17 protein-coding genes and 2 CRISPR repeat arrays are annotated in these 14,015 nt (G+C 70.2%); of the genes, 6 read left to right on the top strand and 11 right to left on the bottom strand.

The annotated features are described in order from the left end of the window. The first annotated feature begins 27 nt into the window (after positions 1 to 27). Positions 28 to 888 (top strand): helix-turn-helix domain-containing protein, encoded by an 861-nt coding sequence (locus NDAS_RS06460; RefSeq protein WP_013152341.1) that lies wholly within the window; start codon positions 28 to 30, stop codon positions 886 to 888. Between the two features lie 3 nt (positions 889 to 891). Then, positions 892 to 1,140 carry a DUF397 domain-containing protein gene (locus NDAS_RS06455; protein ID WP_013152340.1) on the top strand — a complete coding sequence of 83 codons (249 nt, stop codon included), beginning with the start codon at positions 892 to 894 and terminating at the stop codon, positions 1,138 to 1,140. A gap of 63 nt (positions 1,141 to 1,203) precedes the next feature. On the opposite strand, the gene NDAS_RS06450 is transcribed toward NDAS_RS06455, so the two are convergent. Genes NDAS_RS06450 through NDAS_RS06440 form a run of 3 tightly spaced genes read right to left on the bottom strand, consistent with a single transcriptional unit; the run spans position 1,204 to position 2,808 of the window. Then, entirely contained in the window at positions 1,204 to 2,076 is an 873-nt protein-coding gene (locus NDAS_RS06450; RefSeq protein ID WP_013152339.1) for a Scr1 family TA system antitoxin-like transcriptional regulator, read from the bottom strand. After that, positions 2,073 to 2,621 (bottom strand): DUF6879 family protein, encoded by a 549-nt coding sequence (locus NDAS_RS06445; protein WP_013152338.1) that lies wholly within the window; start codon positions 2,619 to 2,621, stop codon positions 2,073 to 2,075. Before NDAS_RS06445 ends, NDAS_RS06450 begins: the two co-directional genes overlap by 4 nt. After that, the gene (locus tag NDAS_RS06440; RefSeq protein WP_013152337.1) at positions 2,605 to 2,808 is read right to left on the bottom strand and encodes a hypothetical protein; all 204 of its coding nucleotides are present in this window, start codon (positions 2,806 to 2,808) and stop codon (positions 2,605 to 2,607) included. The genes NDAS_RS06445 and NDAS_RS06440 overlap by 17 nt, the downstream gene beginning before the upstream one ends. Positions 2,809 to 2,958: 150 nt before the next feature. Here NDAS_RS06440 and NDAS_RS28840 point away from each other — a divergent pair, with 150 nt between their 5' ends. The 4 genes from NDAS_RS28840 to NDAS_RS06430 all read left to right on the top strand — a co-directional run bounded on the left by NDAS_RS28840 (position 2,959) and on the right by NDAS_RS06430 (position 5,347). Beyond that, entirely contained in the window at positions 2,959 to 3,096 is a 138-nt protein-coding gene (locus NDAS_RS28840) for a hypothetical protein (protein WP_013152336.1), read from the top strand. Then, a complete protein-coding gene (locus NDAS_RS06435; protein WP_013152335.1) occupies positions 3,096 to 4,244 on the top strand; it encodes a methyltransferase domain-containing protein in 1,149 nt (382 codons plus the stop codon). The genes NDAS_RS28840 and NDAS_RS06435 overlap by 1 nt, the downstream gene beginning before the upstream one ends. 220 nt (positions 4,245 to 4,464) lie before the next feature. Next, on the top strand, positions 4,465 to 4,698 hold the full coding sequence (locus NDAS_RS28505; protein ID WP_126625054.1) for a hypothetical protein: 234 nt from the start codon (positions 4,465 to 4,467) through the stop codon (positions 4,696 to 4,698). A 244-nt stretch (positions 4,699 to 4,942) separates the two neighbouring features. Beyond that, complete coding sequence (locus tag NDAS_RS06430) at positions 4,943 to 5,347, top strand: DoxX family protein (RefSeq protein ID WP_013152333.1); 405 nt, start codon at positions 4,943 to 4,945, stop codon at positions 5,345 to 5,347. Positions 5,348 to 5,714: 367 nt separating this feature from the next. After that, positions 5,715 to 6,359: a CRISPR direct-repeat array (repeat unit 29 nt; unit sequence GGGACCATCCCCGCGTGCGCGGGGAGCAC). Between the two features lie 100 nt (positions 6,360 to 6,459). Here the strand turns inward: NDAS_RS06430 and cas2e are convergent. The 8 genes from cas2e to NDAS_RS27820 form a co-directional block, all read right to left on the bottom strand. Beyond that, on the bottom strand, positions 6,460 to 6,810 hold the full coding sequence (gene cas2e / locus NDAS_RS06425; protein WP_013152332.1) for a type I-E CRISPR-associated endoribonuclease Cas2e: 351 nt from the start codon (positions 6,808 to 6,810) through the stop codon (positions 6,460 to 6,462). Continuing rightward, positions 6,807 to 7,790, bottom strand: coding sequence for a type I-E CRISPR-associated endonuclease Cas1e (cas1e, locus tag NDAS_RS06420; protein ID WP_013152331.1), 984 nt, complete (start codon positions 7,788 to 7,790; stop codon positions 6,807 to 6,809). The genes cas2e and cas1e overlap by 4 nt, the downstream gene beginning before the upstream one ends. A 3-nt stretch (positions 7,791 to 7,793) precedes the next feature. Then, a complete protein-coding gene (cas6e, locus tag NDAS_RS28500; RefSeq protein WP_013152330.1) occupies positions 7,794 to 8,513 on the bottom strand; it encodes a type I-E CRISPR-associated protein Cas6/Cse3/CasE in 720 nt (239 codons plus the stop codon). Next, positions 8,513 to 9,241, bottom strand: a complete 729-nt coding sequence (cas5e, locus tag NDAS_RS28495) for a type I-E CRISPR-associated protein Cas5/CasD (RefSeq protein WP_013152329.1) — start codon at positions 9,239 to 9,241, stop codon at positions 8,513 to 8,515. Before cas5e ends, cas6e begins: the two co-directional genes overlap by 1 nt. Then, positions 9,238 to 10,425, bottom strand: a complete 1,188-nt coding sequence (gene cas7e, locus NDAS_RS06405; RefSeq protein WP_013152328.1) for a type I-E CRISPR-associated protein Cas7/Cse4/CasC — start codon at positions 10,423 to 10,425, stop codon at positions 9,238 to 9,240. The genes cas5e and cas7e overlap by 4 nt, the downstream gene beginning before the upstream one ends. A gap of 114 nt (positions 10,426 to 10,539) precedes the next feature. Next, positions 10,540 to 11,241, bottom strand: a complete 702-nt coding sequence (gene casB / locus NDAS_RS06400; protein WP_013152327.1) for a type I-E CRISPR-associated protein Cse2/CasB — start codon at positions 11,239 to 11,241, stop codon at positions 10,540 to 10,542. Then, positions 11,238 to 12,959 carry a type I-E CRISPR-associated protein Cse1/CasA gene (gene casA, locus NDAS_RS06395; RefSeq protein ID WP_013152326.1) on the bottom strand — a complete coding sequence of 574 codons (1,722 nt, stop codon included), beginning with the start codon at positions 12,957 to 12,959 and terminating at the stop codon, positions 11,238 to 11,240. The genes casB and casA overlap by 4 nt, the downstream gene beginning before the upstream one ends. After that, on the bottom strand, positions 12,949 to 13,179 hold the full coding sequence (locus NDAS_RS27820; protein WP_376739910.1) for a hypothetical protein: 231 nt from the start codon (positions 13,177 to 13,179) through the stop codon (positions 12,949 to 12,951). The genes casA and NDAS_RS27820 overlap by 11 nt, the downstream gene beginning before the upstream one ends. A gap of 45 nt (positions 13,180 to 13,224) precedes the next feature. Continuing rightward, a CRISPR array of direct repeats spans positions 13,225 to 13,924; the repeat unit is 29 nt; unit sequence GGGACCATCCCCGCGTGCGCGGGGAGCAC. Positions 13,925 to 14,015 lie beyond the last annotated feature (91 nt).

Raw genomic sequence — 14,015 nt, 5'->3', positions numbered from 1 at the left:
ACAAAAAATCTCAGCTAGGCTTCCCGCATGCCAACGCCATACAGCCCCAGCATCCGACGGCGTCGTCTCTCGTCCGAACTCCGTCGGCTTCGCACTGAAGCAGGCTTCACGCTGGCCGAAGCCGCCAAGCAGGCTGGCCTGGGCCGATCGAACCTCGGCAAGATGGAACAGGCTGAGTCCAGGACCGTCCCCACAGCGGCCCTGGACAAGCTGTTGGACCTCTACAACGTGCACGAAACGCAGACGCGAGAGGCCATGCACGCACTCGCCCAAGACGCCAAGCAACGTGGCTGGTGGTCGAAGTACAAGGGGCTCTTCGACGACGACCGTGCGCTTCCTGACTTCGAAGCGGAGGCCTCCACCATCCGGACCTTCGAGGCTCTGTGCATCCCGGGTCTACTACAGACACCCGAGTACGCTCATGCGCTGTTCGAGGGTGGGCGGTACACCTCTCTGCCCGCGATCGAACGGAGAGTCGCCTTCCGGATGGCTCGAAGGGAAATCCTGACCCGAGTACGACCTGCGCATTTCCGTGCCGTACTCGATGAGGCAGCCCTGCGACGGGTCATCGGCGGACCGGATGTCATGCATGCGCAACTCATGCACCTGTTGCACATGGCAGAGATGCCACACGTCGACGTGCAGGTCATTCCGTTCCAAGATGGCTCCCACGCAGGCCTCACGGCCCCATTCGCAATCCTGGACTTCCCAGATCCACGAGACAGCTCCATCGTCTACGTTGGGACGATCGCCGGTTCTGTCTTCTTCGAGCAAGAAGACGAAGTAGAGCGCTATAACGTGACCTACGGGGACCTACAGGGGTCCGCATTGAGCACCAAACAGTCTGCCGCTCTCATCAAAACGGCAGCGGACTCACTGAGAGAGTGACCATTGACTTACCTGAAGTTCCGGAAGAGCAGCTACAGCGGCCACGATCAGAACTGTGTAGAGGTGGCTCACATCCCCACGGGCTTCCGTAAGAGCAGCTACAGCGGCCAGGAGCCGAACTGCGTCGAGGTCGCCGACCTGCCCTGCGGCACGGCCGTCCGGGACTCCAAGCACCCCACCCACGGCCACCTCCCCTTCCCCGCCACCGAGTGGGACGCCTTCCTCACCATCGCCCGCACCGGACACCCGTAGCCCTCACAGCACCTCTTCTCATCCTCGGCGTCCCGTCCACACCACCCAGGCCGGGGCGCCGAATCATCTGCGGGCCAGGCTGCGGTACTCCCCCGCGATGCGTTCCAGGTGTCCGCCCGCCTCTTCCCCGAAGCAGGCCAGTTTCTCCAACTCCCCGAACAGCTCCACGTACGTCGCGATGTCGGCGGCGCCGGTGAGAGTGGCCGTGGCGGTCTCGGTCGCCACCACAACAGCGTCCTCGTCGTAGATGTCAAAAGCATGGCCTGGGAAAACATGGACCGGGGTCGTCCAGGGGACAAGGCCGACCACGGCGTTCCCTCCCCTGGCTGCGATCGCGGCGATCTCCTCGACCTGGTCCACCATGATCGAAGCCGAACCCACCTGCCAACGCAGAGCACCTTCGGGCATGATCAGTTCGTAGCGGGTCGTGCCTTCGGTCAGAGCCCTGTGCCGTTCCTGTCTGGCCTCAACGGACGCCGCGGCTTCCTCCTCGGACACCTTGTCTCGGGGGTCGTCGAAGACGCAGCGTGCGTACTCCCGGGTTTGCAACGCCCCAAGGACGAGGGCTGGCTCGAACGACCGGACCAGGGAAGCAGCAGCTTCCATCCGCGTGGCCCGGCGTTGGAACTGCGAGACGCCCCGGGCCATGATCACCCGGCTGGAAGCCTCCTCACGCAGGGCCTCGGCCTGGGCGAGCAGTTCCGCACGCTTATCAGCAGGAAGCTCGTACACCCGACACAGCGCCGCCACGTCGTCCACCGAGGGCAGCAACAGTCCGCGTTCGATCTTGGAGATCTTCGACTGGGACATGCCCGCTGCCCGGCCTGCCCGAACGCCGCTGATAGCAGCACGGGCCCGGCCTTCGCGCAGCGCACGGGCGAGCCGGTCGCGGCCTTCGGCACCGCGACCGACAGGACTGTTCTGCGGAACCGTCATACAGGCCGGTTCGCTCTCCATTCCTCGGGATGACGCGCCCACCACCGCCCGAAGGGTTCGGCGGCGGCCAGAGCGGCGTCCCTGGCCTTCTGGTATCGGTCCAGGCTACCGACGAGTTCGGCCCCGATGAATTCGCCCGCCTCGCCGTAGTGCATGCGCAACGGGTACTTGTCGTCGATCAGCCAGAAGTCGTGGTCCACCACCTCCGCCGGAAGCTCACACTCGGCAAGGTCCAGGACGTGGATCTCCTCACCCGCCTCGGCATTGAGCACGTAACCCCACTCGCACTCGTACCGGAGGTAGTCGTTCAGGGGAGTCCTGAGGACCCGGACGCGGTACTCGCGGATACCGGCTTCCCTCTCCGCCCGCAGTACTTCCAGCCAGGCGTTCTTGCGTTCCCAGTCGGGTTCGGCCTCACCCGCCTTGAACCGGGCGAAGTCGTCCCCGTCGGAATCGACTTCGTAGTGGTCCAGGGCCTCAAGGCGGAAGGCCGATGTGGTCAGGTGTTCGTCGAAGAACGCCTCCAGCTCAGTCTCCGTGAACACGCGCGGCCTCCTTCAACAGAGACAGGGGGATCTCCACGGCGCTCTCCCCCTCGGGGAGGGTGATCTGGGTGAGGTCGCCAGCCGCGAGGGTGTAACCCTGCACGACGACCGTCCCGCGGTCGCTGGCGTAGACAGTGGGGCAGGTACGCCGGTTGTTGCACTCACCAGCGATCCGGGTCAGCTTCATGTGCTTCCTCCAGGGGGTCGAAGTGATTCCATCATGACAGGAATAATTCATACTGTCACCCCCTTGTCACGCCACGCTTATTCCAGTACCAATGGAATAGATGCTGTTGGCACCATCGCCAGAGCACTCCCCGCCCCGAGGAGCGAACCCATGCGATCCACCGACCTCCATGCCAAGCACGAGGACAACTCCACTCATGACGGGCACAAGCCCGACCGGCCCGTGCCACCGCCGACGCCCAACGACGGCGGGTCCGGCGGCGGCAAACACGAACGGGATGGCAAGTAGTGCTCCCCCAGCACGAGAAGCTGGTCTCCCGCCTCACCCAGGCGGGCAACCTGGACCAGCATTGGCACGGTGCCTTCGCGGCGGTGGAGCGCCACCGCTTCCTGCCCGGCCGCATCACCGCTCCCGACGGCACCACCGTGGACCGGGACGGTGACCACGACGGCGATCGGGAACGGTGGCTCGAACTGGCCTATGACGACATCCCGGTCATCACGCAGGTGGACGACGGTACCGGGGAGGGATCCGGGTACCCGGCCAGCTCCGCCTCGCAACCCTCGATCGTCGCCGACATGCTTCACCGGCTGGACGTGTTCCCGGGGATGCGCGTGTTGGAGGTCGGAACCGGCACGGGGTACAACGCGGGGCTGCTCTCCCACCGGTTGGGCGGTGAGAACGTCACCACCGTCGAGATCGACGCCGACCTCGCCGAACAAGCCCGTGTACGACTGCTCGACGCGGGTTTCGCGGCACACGTCGTCACCGGCGACGGCACACGGGGATGGCCGAAGCGAGCACCCTATGACCGGGTGCTCAGCACCGCGGCGGTCCAGCGGGTGCCCTATGCCTGGGTCGCCCAGAGCAGGCCCGGCGGGCGGATCCTCACCCCCTGGGGAACCGCCTTCCACAACGGGGCCCTGGCTGAGCTGCGGGTGGGGCCGGACGGCTCCGCGCGGGGTCACTTCGCAGGGGACGTGGCGTTCATGTGGGTGCGCGACCAGCGAATACCCAGGCGTGTCGTCGAGACCCACGTCCGCCCCGAGGAGCAGGAGTTCACGCGCAGCCGCACCGGACTACACCCCTACGAGCCGATCAGCGACTTCAGCGCGAGCTTCGCCATCGGGTTGCACATGCCCACCGTTCTGAACCGGGTCGAGTACACCGACGAGGAACAGCGTTTCACGGTTCACCTGGTGGATCCGGGCACCGGCTCCTGGGCGTCCTGGCACGTCGACCCCGACCGCGGGGAGACCGGTTACGAAGTCCACCAGCACGGGCCTCGGCGCCTGTTCTCCGAACTGGAGGCCGCCTACACGTGGTGGCAGGAGGAGGGACCGCCCGAGCACACGCGGTTCGGACTCACCGTTTCAGCAGAACGGCAGAACGCATGGCTGGACCACGAGGGGCGTCCCGTTCTCACCGCACCCTGACTGGTTCTCTTCGTGTCCAGTAGCAACGTTTGTCGATGAGTTTGGGCGACACCCCTGCTCATCGCCCTAACGTGTCGATGAGTTCCAGCGACACCAGGCCCTGCGGTGGGAGCATCGATGTGCCGCCCGCCGGGAAGGGGACCCGAGGCCGTCGCAGTCCAAGACCGGGCTGTACGCAACCATCCGACGCGACGTGCGAACGGGCATGACCGTCCGCGGCGTGATGCGCAAGCACGGCGTCTCCCCCACCGTCACCAAAGCGCTCGCCTCGGCCCGGCCCGAGCCAGGCAAGAAGCTGCCTCCGCGCCCGTCCCGGCTCGACGCCTGCAAACCGCTGATCGACGCGATGCCGCGCGCTGTCCTGGACGCCCTCCGCGAACAGCGCCACACCTGCACAAGGGTCTTCGGCCCAGCGCCAGCGCCGCCCGACTGGAACCGCAGGAATGGCACGTGATCTGCGCCACGAACTGGGGTGCGCGGCTTGAGTATGCCGCAGCGGCACGGATTCTAATTTGTCGCGCCGCCTCAGACATGGGGTTCGTGCGGGCCGTCGGAGGAAGAACGCCGTGCCGTCATCGACCTCGTGGCCGGGGGGCGCCCCGCAGGCTCGAACGTCGGGCTCGCCCGGCGAGCCGGGACAACGCCTGCCTCCACCTACTCCGACCGGGAAACGGTCGACCACGACGACAGGAATCGACATGCCCACGACGACACCCTCAACCCGACCCCGACCCGTCGCCGGCACCGTCGCCCTCTGGGCGTTGCAGGTGCTGCTGGCCGTCGTGTTCGCGGTCATCGCCTTCCCGAAGGCGATGGGCGACCCCATCTCCGTCGCGCCGTTCGAGCTGATCGGGCTCGGCATCCCCGGCATGGTCGTCGTCGGCTGGCTGGAGCTCGCCGGGGCGATCGCGCTGCTCGTTCCCCGGCTGTGCGGCCTCGCCTTGCTCTGCCAGATCCCGCTGATGATCGGCGCGACGGCCCTGAGCGCCATCGTGACCCCGGACCTGGTCGCCATCCCGGCGGTCACCCTGGTCCTGGTCTGTGTCGCGGCCTGGTTCCGCCGACACGACACCGCCGCCCTGGTCCGGATGGTGCGTCGCTGATCGGCGTCACACCTGCGGGCCCGACCGGCGAAGCCGAGTGCCGCGGCACCCCTCGGCCTTGAAACGGCCCTCGTCGGCCTTCGACCAGACGCCATGGCAGGGCCAGCACCGTTGGCGCCCCTTGCCCGCGGCGTTGGCGGTGACGCTCACCGTGTGCCCGCTGACCGCGGCCGATGCTCACTGACGAGTTGGTGGCCGATCCACTGGCATTTCCGAAGCCGCCAACACTCTCGCCCGTGGCGCCGTTGCTGAACCTCATCGACATTTCGGTGACGAGAAGGCTGATGGTGTTGCTCGAACCCGGGAACAAGCGTTCCTGTTACCGATCGACGCCATCACCTGACCATGGGCTGCCCGTTCGCGCTCGGAGACCATCCCCGCGTGCGCGGGGAGCACTCCGACCCGGTGCCGTCGACCTCGGTCATCGAGGGACCATCCCCGCGTGCGCGGGGAGCACCACGGGCTTCTCTGTGGGGTGGATTGCCGCATGGGGACCATCCCCGCGTGCGCGGGGAGCACAGCCCGAGGGCGGTCGCGTAGGCGGCGACGGCGGGACCATCCCCGCGTGCGCGGGGAGCACGCGACGGTCGCCAGCCGGGTGGGCCGGTCCGCGGGACCATCCCCGCATGCGCGGGGAGCACCCGAGGTAAACGCGCTCACCCTCGAACGGCCAGGGACCATCCCCGCGTGCGCGGGGAGCACAGCTCGGCCCACGGGATAACGTGGCGGTCCGGGGGACCATCCCCGCGTGCGCGGGGAGCACCTCCCGCTCGCGGACAACCCCGCAACCGCAGGGGGACCATCCCCGCGTGCGCGGGGAGCACAGACCTCCGTCAGCCTGGGGTCGACGACGCTGGGGACCATCCCCGCGTGCGCGGGGAGCACTGTACGCCTAAACCCCTGCTGAGTAAGGGTTTTGGGACCATCCCCGCGTGCGCGGGGAGCACCGCGCGCGTGGCGAAGCTGGAGAGCGCCCCCGAGGGGGGACCATCCCCGCGTGCGCGGGGAGCACAGTCAACGACCTGCGAACTTACCAGTGGCAAGCGGCCGTTTTTCCAACTTCTTCAGAGACGGACACCCGCACCACAATCCATCAAAGCACCCAAAACAACTCACCTCCCACCAAAGCGCCGCCTCTTCGACGCCTTGCTCCACCCGCTCTTCGGAGGCCTTCTGTTCTCCTCCTGCACCTTCTTGGGGCGATGCATCAAGGTGAGCCCTTCATGGTCCACCGGCTCCCAGTGACGCTCGAAGGTCTGGAAGGTGAAGCCCTGCTCGGAGTCGTCGCTGTACGCCAGCAACGCCCTCCCGTTCCCCGCGTACTCCTTCACCTCCGCCCACAGCGCCTCCCGGATCCGGCGCGAAGGGTTGCCGATGAACACCCCCGCCGATATCTCCATGAGCCACCGGGTCAGGAACCCGCGCAGCCCGGCCGGACAGTTCGTGAGCACGACGACCGTCACCAGACCACCTCGTCGGCATAGCTGTAACCCGACTCCAGCAGCTCACCCCGGTCGCCCACCAGGCCGACCGTGTCCGCCACGTCGTCGTTCGCGCTCTCGCCCGCATCCTCGGCCTCGCCCTGAGCCCCAACCGATCCTTCACCGAGCAACAGAGCCTTGATGTCGCGCACGCACCGCTCCAGCAGCCCCTCCTCGTTGATCCGGTCCCGCAGCAGCCTGCGCGTCACCCCGTCCACGTCCTCGTCCCCCTGCGCCGCCGCGTCGAAGGCCACGGGGATCCCGATCTCCACCTTGTACAGATCGGCCACGTCCATCACGAATCCGCGCTCGTGCCCCGAGTGCACGAACCCCAGTCCCGGACTGCACCCGAGCGCGGCCGTCACCGCGTGCGCGACCCCGTAGAAGCACTGCGCCGCCGCGGTGATGGCCTTGTTCGGCGGGTCCGAGACGTCGTGGTCGCCCGGCACGTACCTCCTCCCGCGCCAGGTCACACCGGTCCGCGCCGCCTGCTCCCGGTAACACGCCTTGACCCGGTCGCCCTCCTTGCCCAGCAGCGCCTGACGGCTCAGCGCCTCCACGTCCAGGTCCGGGAAGCGCATCCGGTACATCGCCCGCGCCACGTCGAGCCTGCTCCGCCGGTTCGCCCACGCCGTCGCCTGCGCCTCCACCAACCGGGAGGACCGCGTCAGCGCGCGCCCGGCCGCGTAGTAGCGCACCCCGTGCTCCCCCACCCACACCACCGTCGCCCCGCACTCGCCGAGCAGGCTCATCGCCGAGTGGGTCACGTTCGTCCCCGGGCCCAGCAGCAGCGTGCCGATGGTCGCGGACGGCAGGTAGCGCGTCCCGTCCCCGTCCTCGGCGGTGATGGCGTTGGAGTCGCGGTGCACGACGCACCGCTCCAAGTACAGGAACGACAGCCGCTCACCCACCCTCGTCAGCTCACGCGGCCCCGAGGTCCTGCGCCTTCCCACGGTCCCCACGGTTCAGCCCACCGGCGCCAGGGTCATCAGCCCGCAGCCGTAGGCCTTGGCCCGGCCCAGTCCGGCGCACAGCGTGCGGCGCAGCGCGTCGGGATCGGTGACGGTCAGCCTGCCGTCGAAGGTCGCGGTGACCACAGGCACCTTCATCCGCTTGCCCCGCCGGTCCGGACGCGGATCCGCCTTGTCGAAGCCGCGCGCGTCGCGGTCGTGCACGACCAGTTCGTGCTCGTCCTGGCCCGGAAGGAGCTGCTGCTCAGCGTCCTTGCGCACGATCTCGAAGCCGCACCGCTCCTGCCGCTGGAGCAGCCATCCCGCCTGGTGGCGTGGGGTGACGTGCGCGGTGAGCTTGGTGGGCTCGCCGTCCTTGCGGCGGATGCTGTGCACGGGGTTGGCGGTGAGCCGGAACGCCCACGTCTGCCCGGCCTCCAGCCTCTTCAGGAACCCGCTGTACTCGTGCGTCTGCCACGTGTTCGCGGGATCGGTCGGCCACCCCGCCTGTTCCACCACGTGGGTCAGGTCGGGCCGGTTCGGGCCCACCACGTACAGGAACACCTCCGCGCGGGCGTTGCGGTCCACCCGCCACAGCACCCGGGGGCCGCCGGTATCGCTGGGCAGCAGGTCGGCGTAGGAGCCCATCACGGCCGCGTGCAGGGCCTGCGGCGAGGACAGCAGCTTCCTCGCTCCGGGGCGGTGGGTGTTGAACCGGAATCGGGTGAGGTACATCAGCTTCCTCCCAGGGCGGCCATGGGGTCGTGGTCGGGGACCGGCCGGCGCCGCGCGAACGGATTCGGCGCGTCGACCGAACCGGAGCGCACCGCGCGCAGGGCGTAGCGGCGGTGCGCCGGATCGAAGCTCAGCGGCAGGTCGCGCAGCGAGTCCGCCCGGCCGTCCCCGGGCGCCGCGTCCACCAGCGTGGTCAGCGGGATCTGTGCGTCCTGGCGGCGCCCCGTGCGCCGCCAGTACCAGGGGGCCGCCTGCCAGGGCTGGTCACCCAGCACCTCCTCAACGGTGCCCGCCACGGGTTCGCCCAGGTCGACGGGGCGGGAGGGCGGGCACGAACGCCTGCCGAGGTAGGGCAGGTAGACGGGGTCGCGGACCGCCCGGTACAGCTCGGCGACCAGGCCCTCGGGGCCCTCCACGGCCGCGACGAACACGGCGTCGGACAGGTAGAAGCGCTCCGACACCGGCATGGACGTGTCCGTGTCCAGGTGCTTGGCGGTCTGGTAGTCGCGCACGCGGATTCCGGGCTGGTCCACCCGCACGCCGAAGCGCAGCGCCGCCAGGTCGGACAGGTCGGCGGTGCGGTCCCGGCCCAGGGCGGCGGCGAGCAGCCCGAGCACACCGCTCTTGGTGGGGGCGTTCTCCGTGCCCCGGCGGGCGAACCGGGAGGCGGAGCCCCAGGCCTGGAGCGGGCCCGCCAGAACCAGGGGCAGGACGCTCACCGCACTCATGCCCGCGGCGCCTGGCGCTGGGCGACGGCCGCGCCGACCCGCTCGACCAGTTCGGGGAGGGTGACCTCCTCGCCCAGGCCGGAGAGCTTGGCGGTGCGCTCCCCCACCCGCACCACCCAGGTGTCGACGTCGTCGGCCGCCCCGAACGCCCGCTCCACCTGCGGCACGTACTCGGCCAGGCGCGCGCTGGCCTGGGCCACGTGCCCCGCGCCCGCCTCCACCGGCTCCTCGAAGGCCCCCACGAAGCTGATCGGGCGCGCGCCGCGCAGCTTGACCACGACCGCGTCGGGCAGGGTGTGGTTGCCGAAGGTGTTCACCTTGCCGGTGGGCATCGACTCCACGAACCCGCGCACGAACGCCTCCACGGCCCGGCGCAGCGGTTCGGTGACCGGCTCGTCCTCGCGCAGCCCCTCCCCCAGGTTCCTGCGGAGCAGGTCCACGTCCACGGCGGCGTAGCGGTACAGGGTGGCGGAGTTGAACTCGACGGTGCCGATCATGCCCGCGCCGGTCTCCTCCTCGGGGTTGCGGTCGTCCACGGCCGTGTAGTAGTCGGACTCGTTCTCCACGGCGTGCACGCTGAGGGCGTGCGCGACCTGGGCGGCGGCGTCCACGTTGACGTCGGCGCCGTCGGCGACCATGCGGCCGAACAGGGCGATGTCCACCGAGTGGCGGGTGTCGGCGACCGCCTTGGCGCGCGCCTTGTTCTCCTTCTCCTTGAGGAAGGCCTTGATGTCCTCACGGCCCTCCACGGCGAGTGCGGCCAGTCCGTCGCGCTGGCGGGCGCTGAGGAACATCAGGTAGGCGGACTCGGGAGCGGGTTCCTTGGTGCCGTTCTTCTTGGCCGCGTCGGCCTTGCGCTTGGGCACCTCGATCCTGGAGCCGGTGGCGACCTGGACGGTCTCGGCGGCCAGGGTCAGCGCCTCGGCCTCCTCGATGGAGGTGTCCAGGTCACGGATGCGGGAGGCGACCAGCTCGGCGACGCGCTTGGTGCGGGTGCCCAGCTCCCGGGGGTCGAGCAGGGCGTCGAAGGCCAGGCGGGTGGCGCGCTTCCAGGCCTGGCTGGAGACCCGGGAGCGGCGCACGCCGCCGTAGACGGCCGTCTTGGGTGCGCCGGTGTCGTCGCGGTTGAGGTTGCTGGGCGGCACGGTCTGCAACACGTGCACGTCGAGAATGGTGCGGCTCATGGTGTGTCCTTGTCTTGTCGGTGCCCGCCCGCGGGCGCACCCGGGCAGGGCGGGGACGAAGCGGGCTGGTGGTGCCGGGCCCCGGAAAGGGCTCCGGTGGCGGTGGGGGCCTTGTCAGTCGGAGGCGCCGGTCGCGGTCTCCGTGCCCTGGCGGCCCTGGTGGCCGGTGGCGTCGTCGGCCTCGGTGCCGCCCGTGTCGATACCGCCCGCGTCGGTGCCCTCCGAGTGCCGGTAGGCCTGGAAGCCGCGCCCCCAGGCCCGGCGCACGTGTTCGGCCCCGGGGCGGGTGCGGGCGTCGTGGAGCTGGTCGGCCAGGAGTCCGTAGTCGAGCGGGACGTCCTCGGCGCGCAGGAGCTGGACGATCCCCCGGAGCCGGTCGAGGCGGGTGGCGTGGTGCACGGCGCTCCCCGCCTGCACGAACCTCCTGCGCAACGGCTCGTCGATGTCCCCGGTGGGCATGAGTCGGCGGACGGCCCCGCCGAGGTCGCGTCCGCGCCGGTGCATGCCCCTCTCGCGCTTGGACTGCTGGTGCAGGGCGTAGAGGGTCAGCGCCTCGTGCGCGGCGGCCTCGGCGTCCTCGATGCGGGGGTCGGCGACGGAGAAGCGCTCGTAGAAGCGGTGGTCCAGCGTCAGCCCCACCAGCTCCGGTACGGCCTCGATGGGCTTGCCCGCGCCCCGGCGCAGCTTGGCCAGGGTGGCGACGGCTTCGGGGAGGTCCTTGAGGTAGCCGCCCTGGAGCTGGCGGACGCGTTCGTCGACCAGCGCACCGACGTCCTTGAGCCCGGGCACGAACTCGGCGGTGCTCGTGGTGGTCACTGCTCTTCCTCCGTGGAGTGGTCGGTGTTGGTGAGCGGGAGCGCCCTGCGCAGGGCGGAGCGGAAGCGCAGGTCGGCCCGGGAGGCGGTGAGCCAGACCGAGCCGTTCTTGGTGGCCACGACCCGGCCCGTCCAGGCGGCCTCCCCTGCCGTGTCCATGAGTTCGGCGCCGAGCTGGGACACGATCCGGTGTGCCCTGAGCTGCCAGACGCGGCGCTGCTCGTCCGGGTAGAGGGGGTCCTCTGAGGGGCGCAGGTCGCGCAGCCACTTGCGGAAGGGCTCGTCCAGCTCCGCGAAGCCCCGGTCGCGGGCGGCGGCCCGGGGGGCCTCGGTCTCCGCGCCCGCCGCCTCGGCCAGGGCGGTGGCCAGGTCCCCGAGGACCATGACCGCCTCCTCGGCGTCGTTGACCGCGTCGACCGCGGTCTGGCCCAGGGCGCGGTCCTGATCGTGCAGCAGGACCACGGGCATGGCGACGGTGTCGTCCACGATCTCGTCGATGACGGACTGCTGAGTGCCGTAGACGGCGCCGACCAGGCGCGCGCGGAGAAGGAAGCCCTTGTCCAGGTACTCCTCCACGGTCAGGCGCGCGATCCAGTCCAGTACCCGGGGGCGCACGATCTTCGCGGCCTCACGGCGCTGTTCGGCGCCCCGGACGCGGCCGGTGACCAGGGCGGCGAGGCCGCGCCAGGCGCTGCGGGCGGGGTCGTGGTCCCGGGGCAGGTAGACCTGCTCCTCACCGAGCTTCTTCTCCTGTGCGGGACTGCGCCGCCAGGCGGTCATGGGCTCGCGGTCGTGCTTGTTGCGCGGGGTGAGCGGGTCACCGTAGGCGAGCAGGACCCCGTGGACGCTTTCACCGTCGTGGTGCAGCCGAACGCGTCGGCTCTGCCAGGTGTAGAGGTCGCGCAGGCCGTGGGGGCGGGTCTGGGCCTCCGCTCCCCCGAGTGCCTCGGCGGTGGCCGGGGCCCGGCGCCAGGCCGGGCGGTCGTCGGGGCGCGAACGCAGGTTGTCGGTGTCGCGGGGCAGCAGGTTGAGCAGGAGGGTCGCGCGCAGGTCGTCGCCCTCCATGTGGATCCCGCCGAGGTTCCCGGACCACCCCACCCCCTGCGGGTAGACCTTGCCGCCCTTGACCCGGGGGTCGCCGACCACTCCGGACTTGATCCCGGAGGTGTCGTAGGCGTGGGCGTGCAGGAGCCAGCGGGCGGCCTCGGCGAAGCCCAGACTTTCGGCCCCGTGCGCGCGCATGGTGAAGAAGCGTGCGTTGTTGGGGACGTCGGCCACGATCGGGTCGAGGGAGGAGTACTCGCCCTTGGCCGTGCGCAGGTCCGCCACCTGGAGGAAGGGCGCGGTCGGGTGCAGCAGGTCGAGGCGGTCGCGGTGCTCGCCGAGGTAGTCGCGGACGCGGTCCGCGGGGAGTTCTCCCCGACCCTCGTCCCACAGGTCCGCCCAGTCCTCGATGTCCTCCGGGCCGTCGATCGCGTCGTGCAGGATCGCCAGGAGCAGCCGCAGGAGGGCGAAGTCCTGGGTGGGCACGTCCCCGACCAGGCGCCGGATCCGCGCGGCCTGCTCGAAGACCCCGGTCAGGGAGAGTTCGGCCTCCGTCCCGTCGAGCCGCTGGACGGGAACCCAGGGTCGGCTGGTCAGGTCGAAGGAGGGCGGGAGCGTCGGCGGGGGCGCGGGTCGCGGTGGGGGTGGTGTTGGCCCGGAGGCGTCAGTCGGCACGGTGGACCTCCAGTCCGTCGGTCGGGGTGTAGTGCAGTCGGAATCCGGTGAGTTCGGCGCGGTCGTCCTCGTCCAGGAAGAGGATGAGTTCCTCGGCGATCCAGTGGGCGTCCTTGGTCTGCCAGGCGAGGACGAGGTCGGTTTCGAGTTCGGTGATGGCGCGGTCCAGTTCCTTGGGGAAGGTGAACTGGTAGGGCAGCCGGAGCGCGGAGGCCGCCAGGGCCCGCGCGGAGGCGGGCGGCGGCGCGGTGCCGGTGGGGAAGTAGGGACCATCCCCGCGTGCGCGGGGAGCACGCGACCTTGCGGACGGTGCCGGTGGGCTTCCCGGGACCATCCCCGCGTGCGCGGGGAGCACGATGACGCAGCGGCGGTCCAGGGTGCCGTGCCGGGACCATCCTCGCGTGCGCGGGGAGCACCGAGGACCGCCCGCCCGCCGACCTCGGACCCGCGGACCATCCCCGCGTGCGCGGGGAGCACCGGTCCCGATGGCCAAGCGGTCTCGGGTGGTGAGGACCATCCCCGCGTGCGCGGGGAGCACCGTGGCGGGCCGCGCGAGGGTCGGCGGCCTGGGGGACCATCCCCGCGTGCGCGGGGAGCACGGATGGCCCGTAATGCCGGGCCGAGGGTGACCGGGACCATCCCCGCGTGCGCGGGGAGCACGTCGACCATCTGGGCGCACCGGTCACGCACCGGGGACCATCCCCGCGTGCGCGGGGAGCACACCAGTCCGGACCAGCGCCCGCGCAACTTCTTGGGACCATCCCCGCGTGCGCGGGGAGCACATACCACCGGAGCGGGCGGCGGCGTTGATGGCGGGACCATCCCCGCGTGCGCGGGGAGCACAAGTACGGGGCGTCCGTGACGTTGTTGGACTGGGGACCATCCCCGCGTGCGCGGGGAGCACGTGCGCGGGTCCTGCCAGCAGTGGGTGGCCTTGGGACCATCCCCGCGTGCGCGGGGAGCACAGTCAACGACCTGCGAACTTACCAATGGCAAGCAGTCGAATTTCCAACTTCCTGAAAAACAGACATGCACCACCAAAACCCCATAAGCAAC

It is taken from the genome of Nocardiopsis dassonvillei subsp. dassonvillei DSM 43111, assembly GCF_000092985.1.
Lineage (GTDB): Bacteria > Actinomycetota > Actinomycetes > Streptosporangiales > Streptosporangiaceae > Nocardiopsis > Nocardiopsis dassonvillei.
The sequence above is the reverse complement of the archived record's forward strand: the minus strand, read 5'-3'. Positions and strand labels throughout refer to the sequence as shown.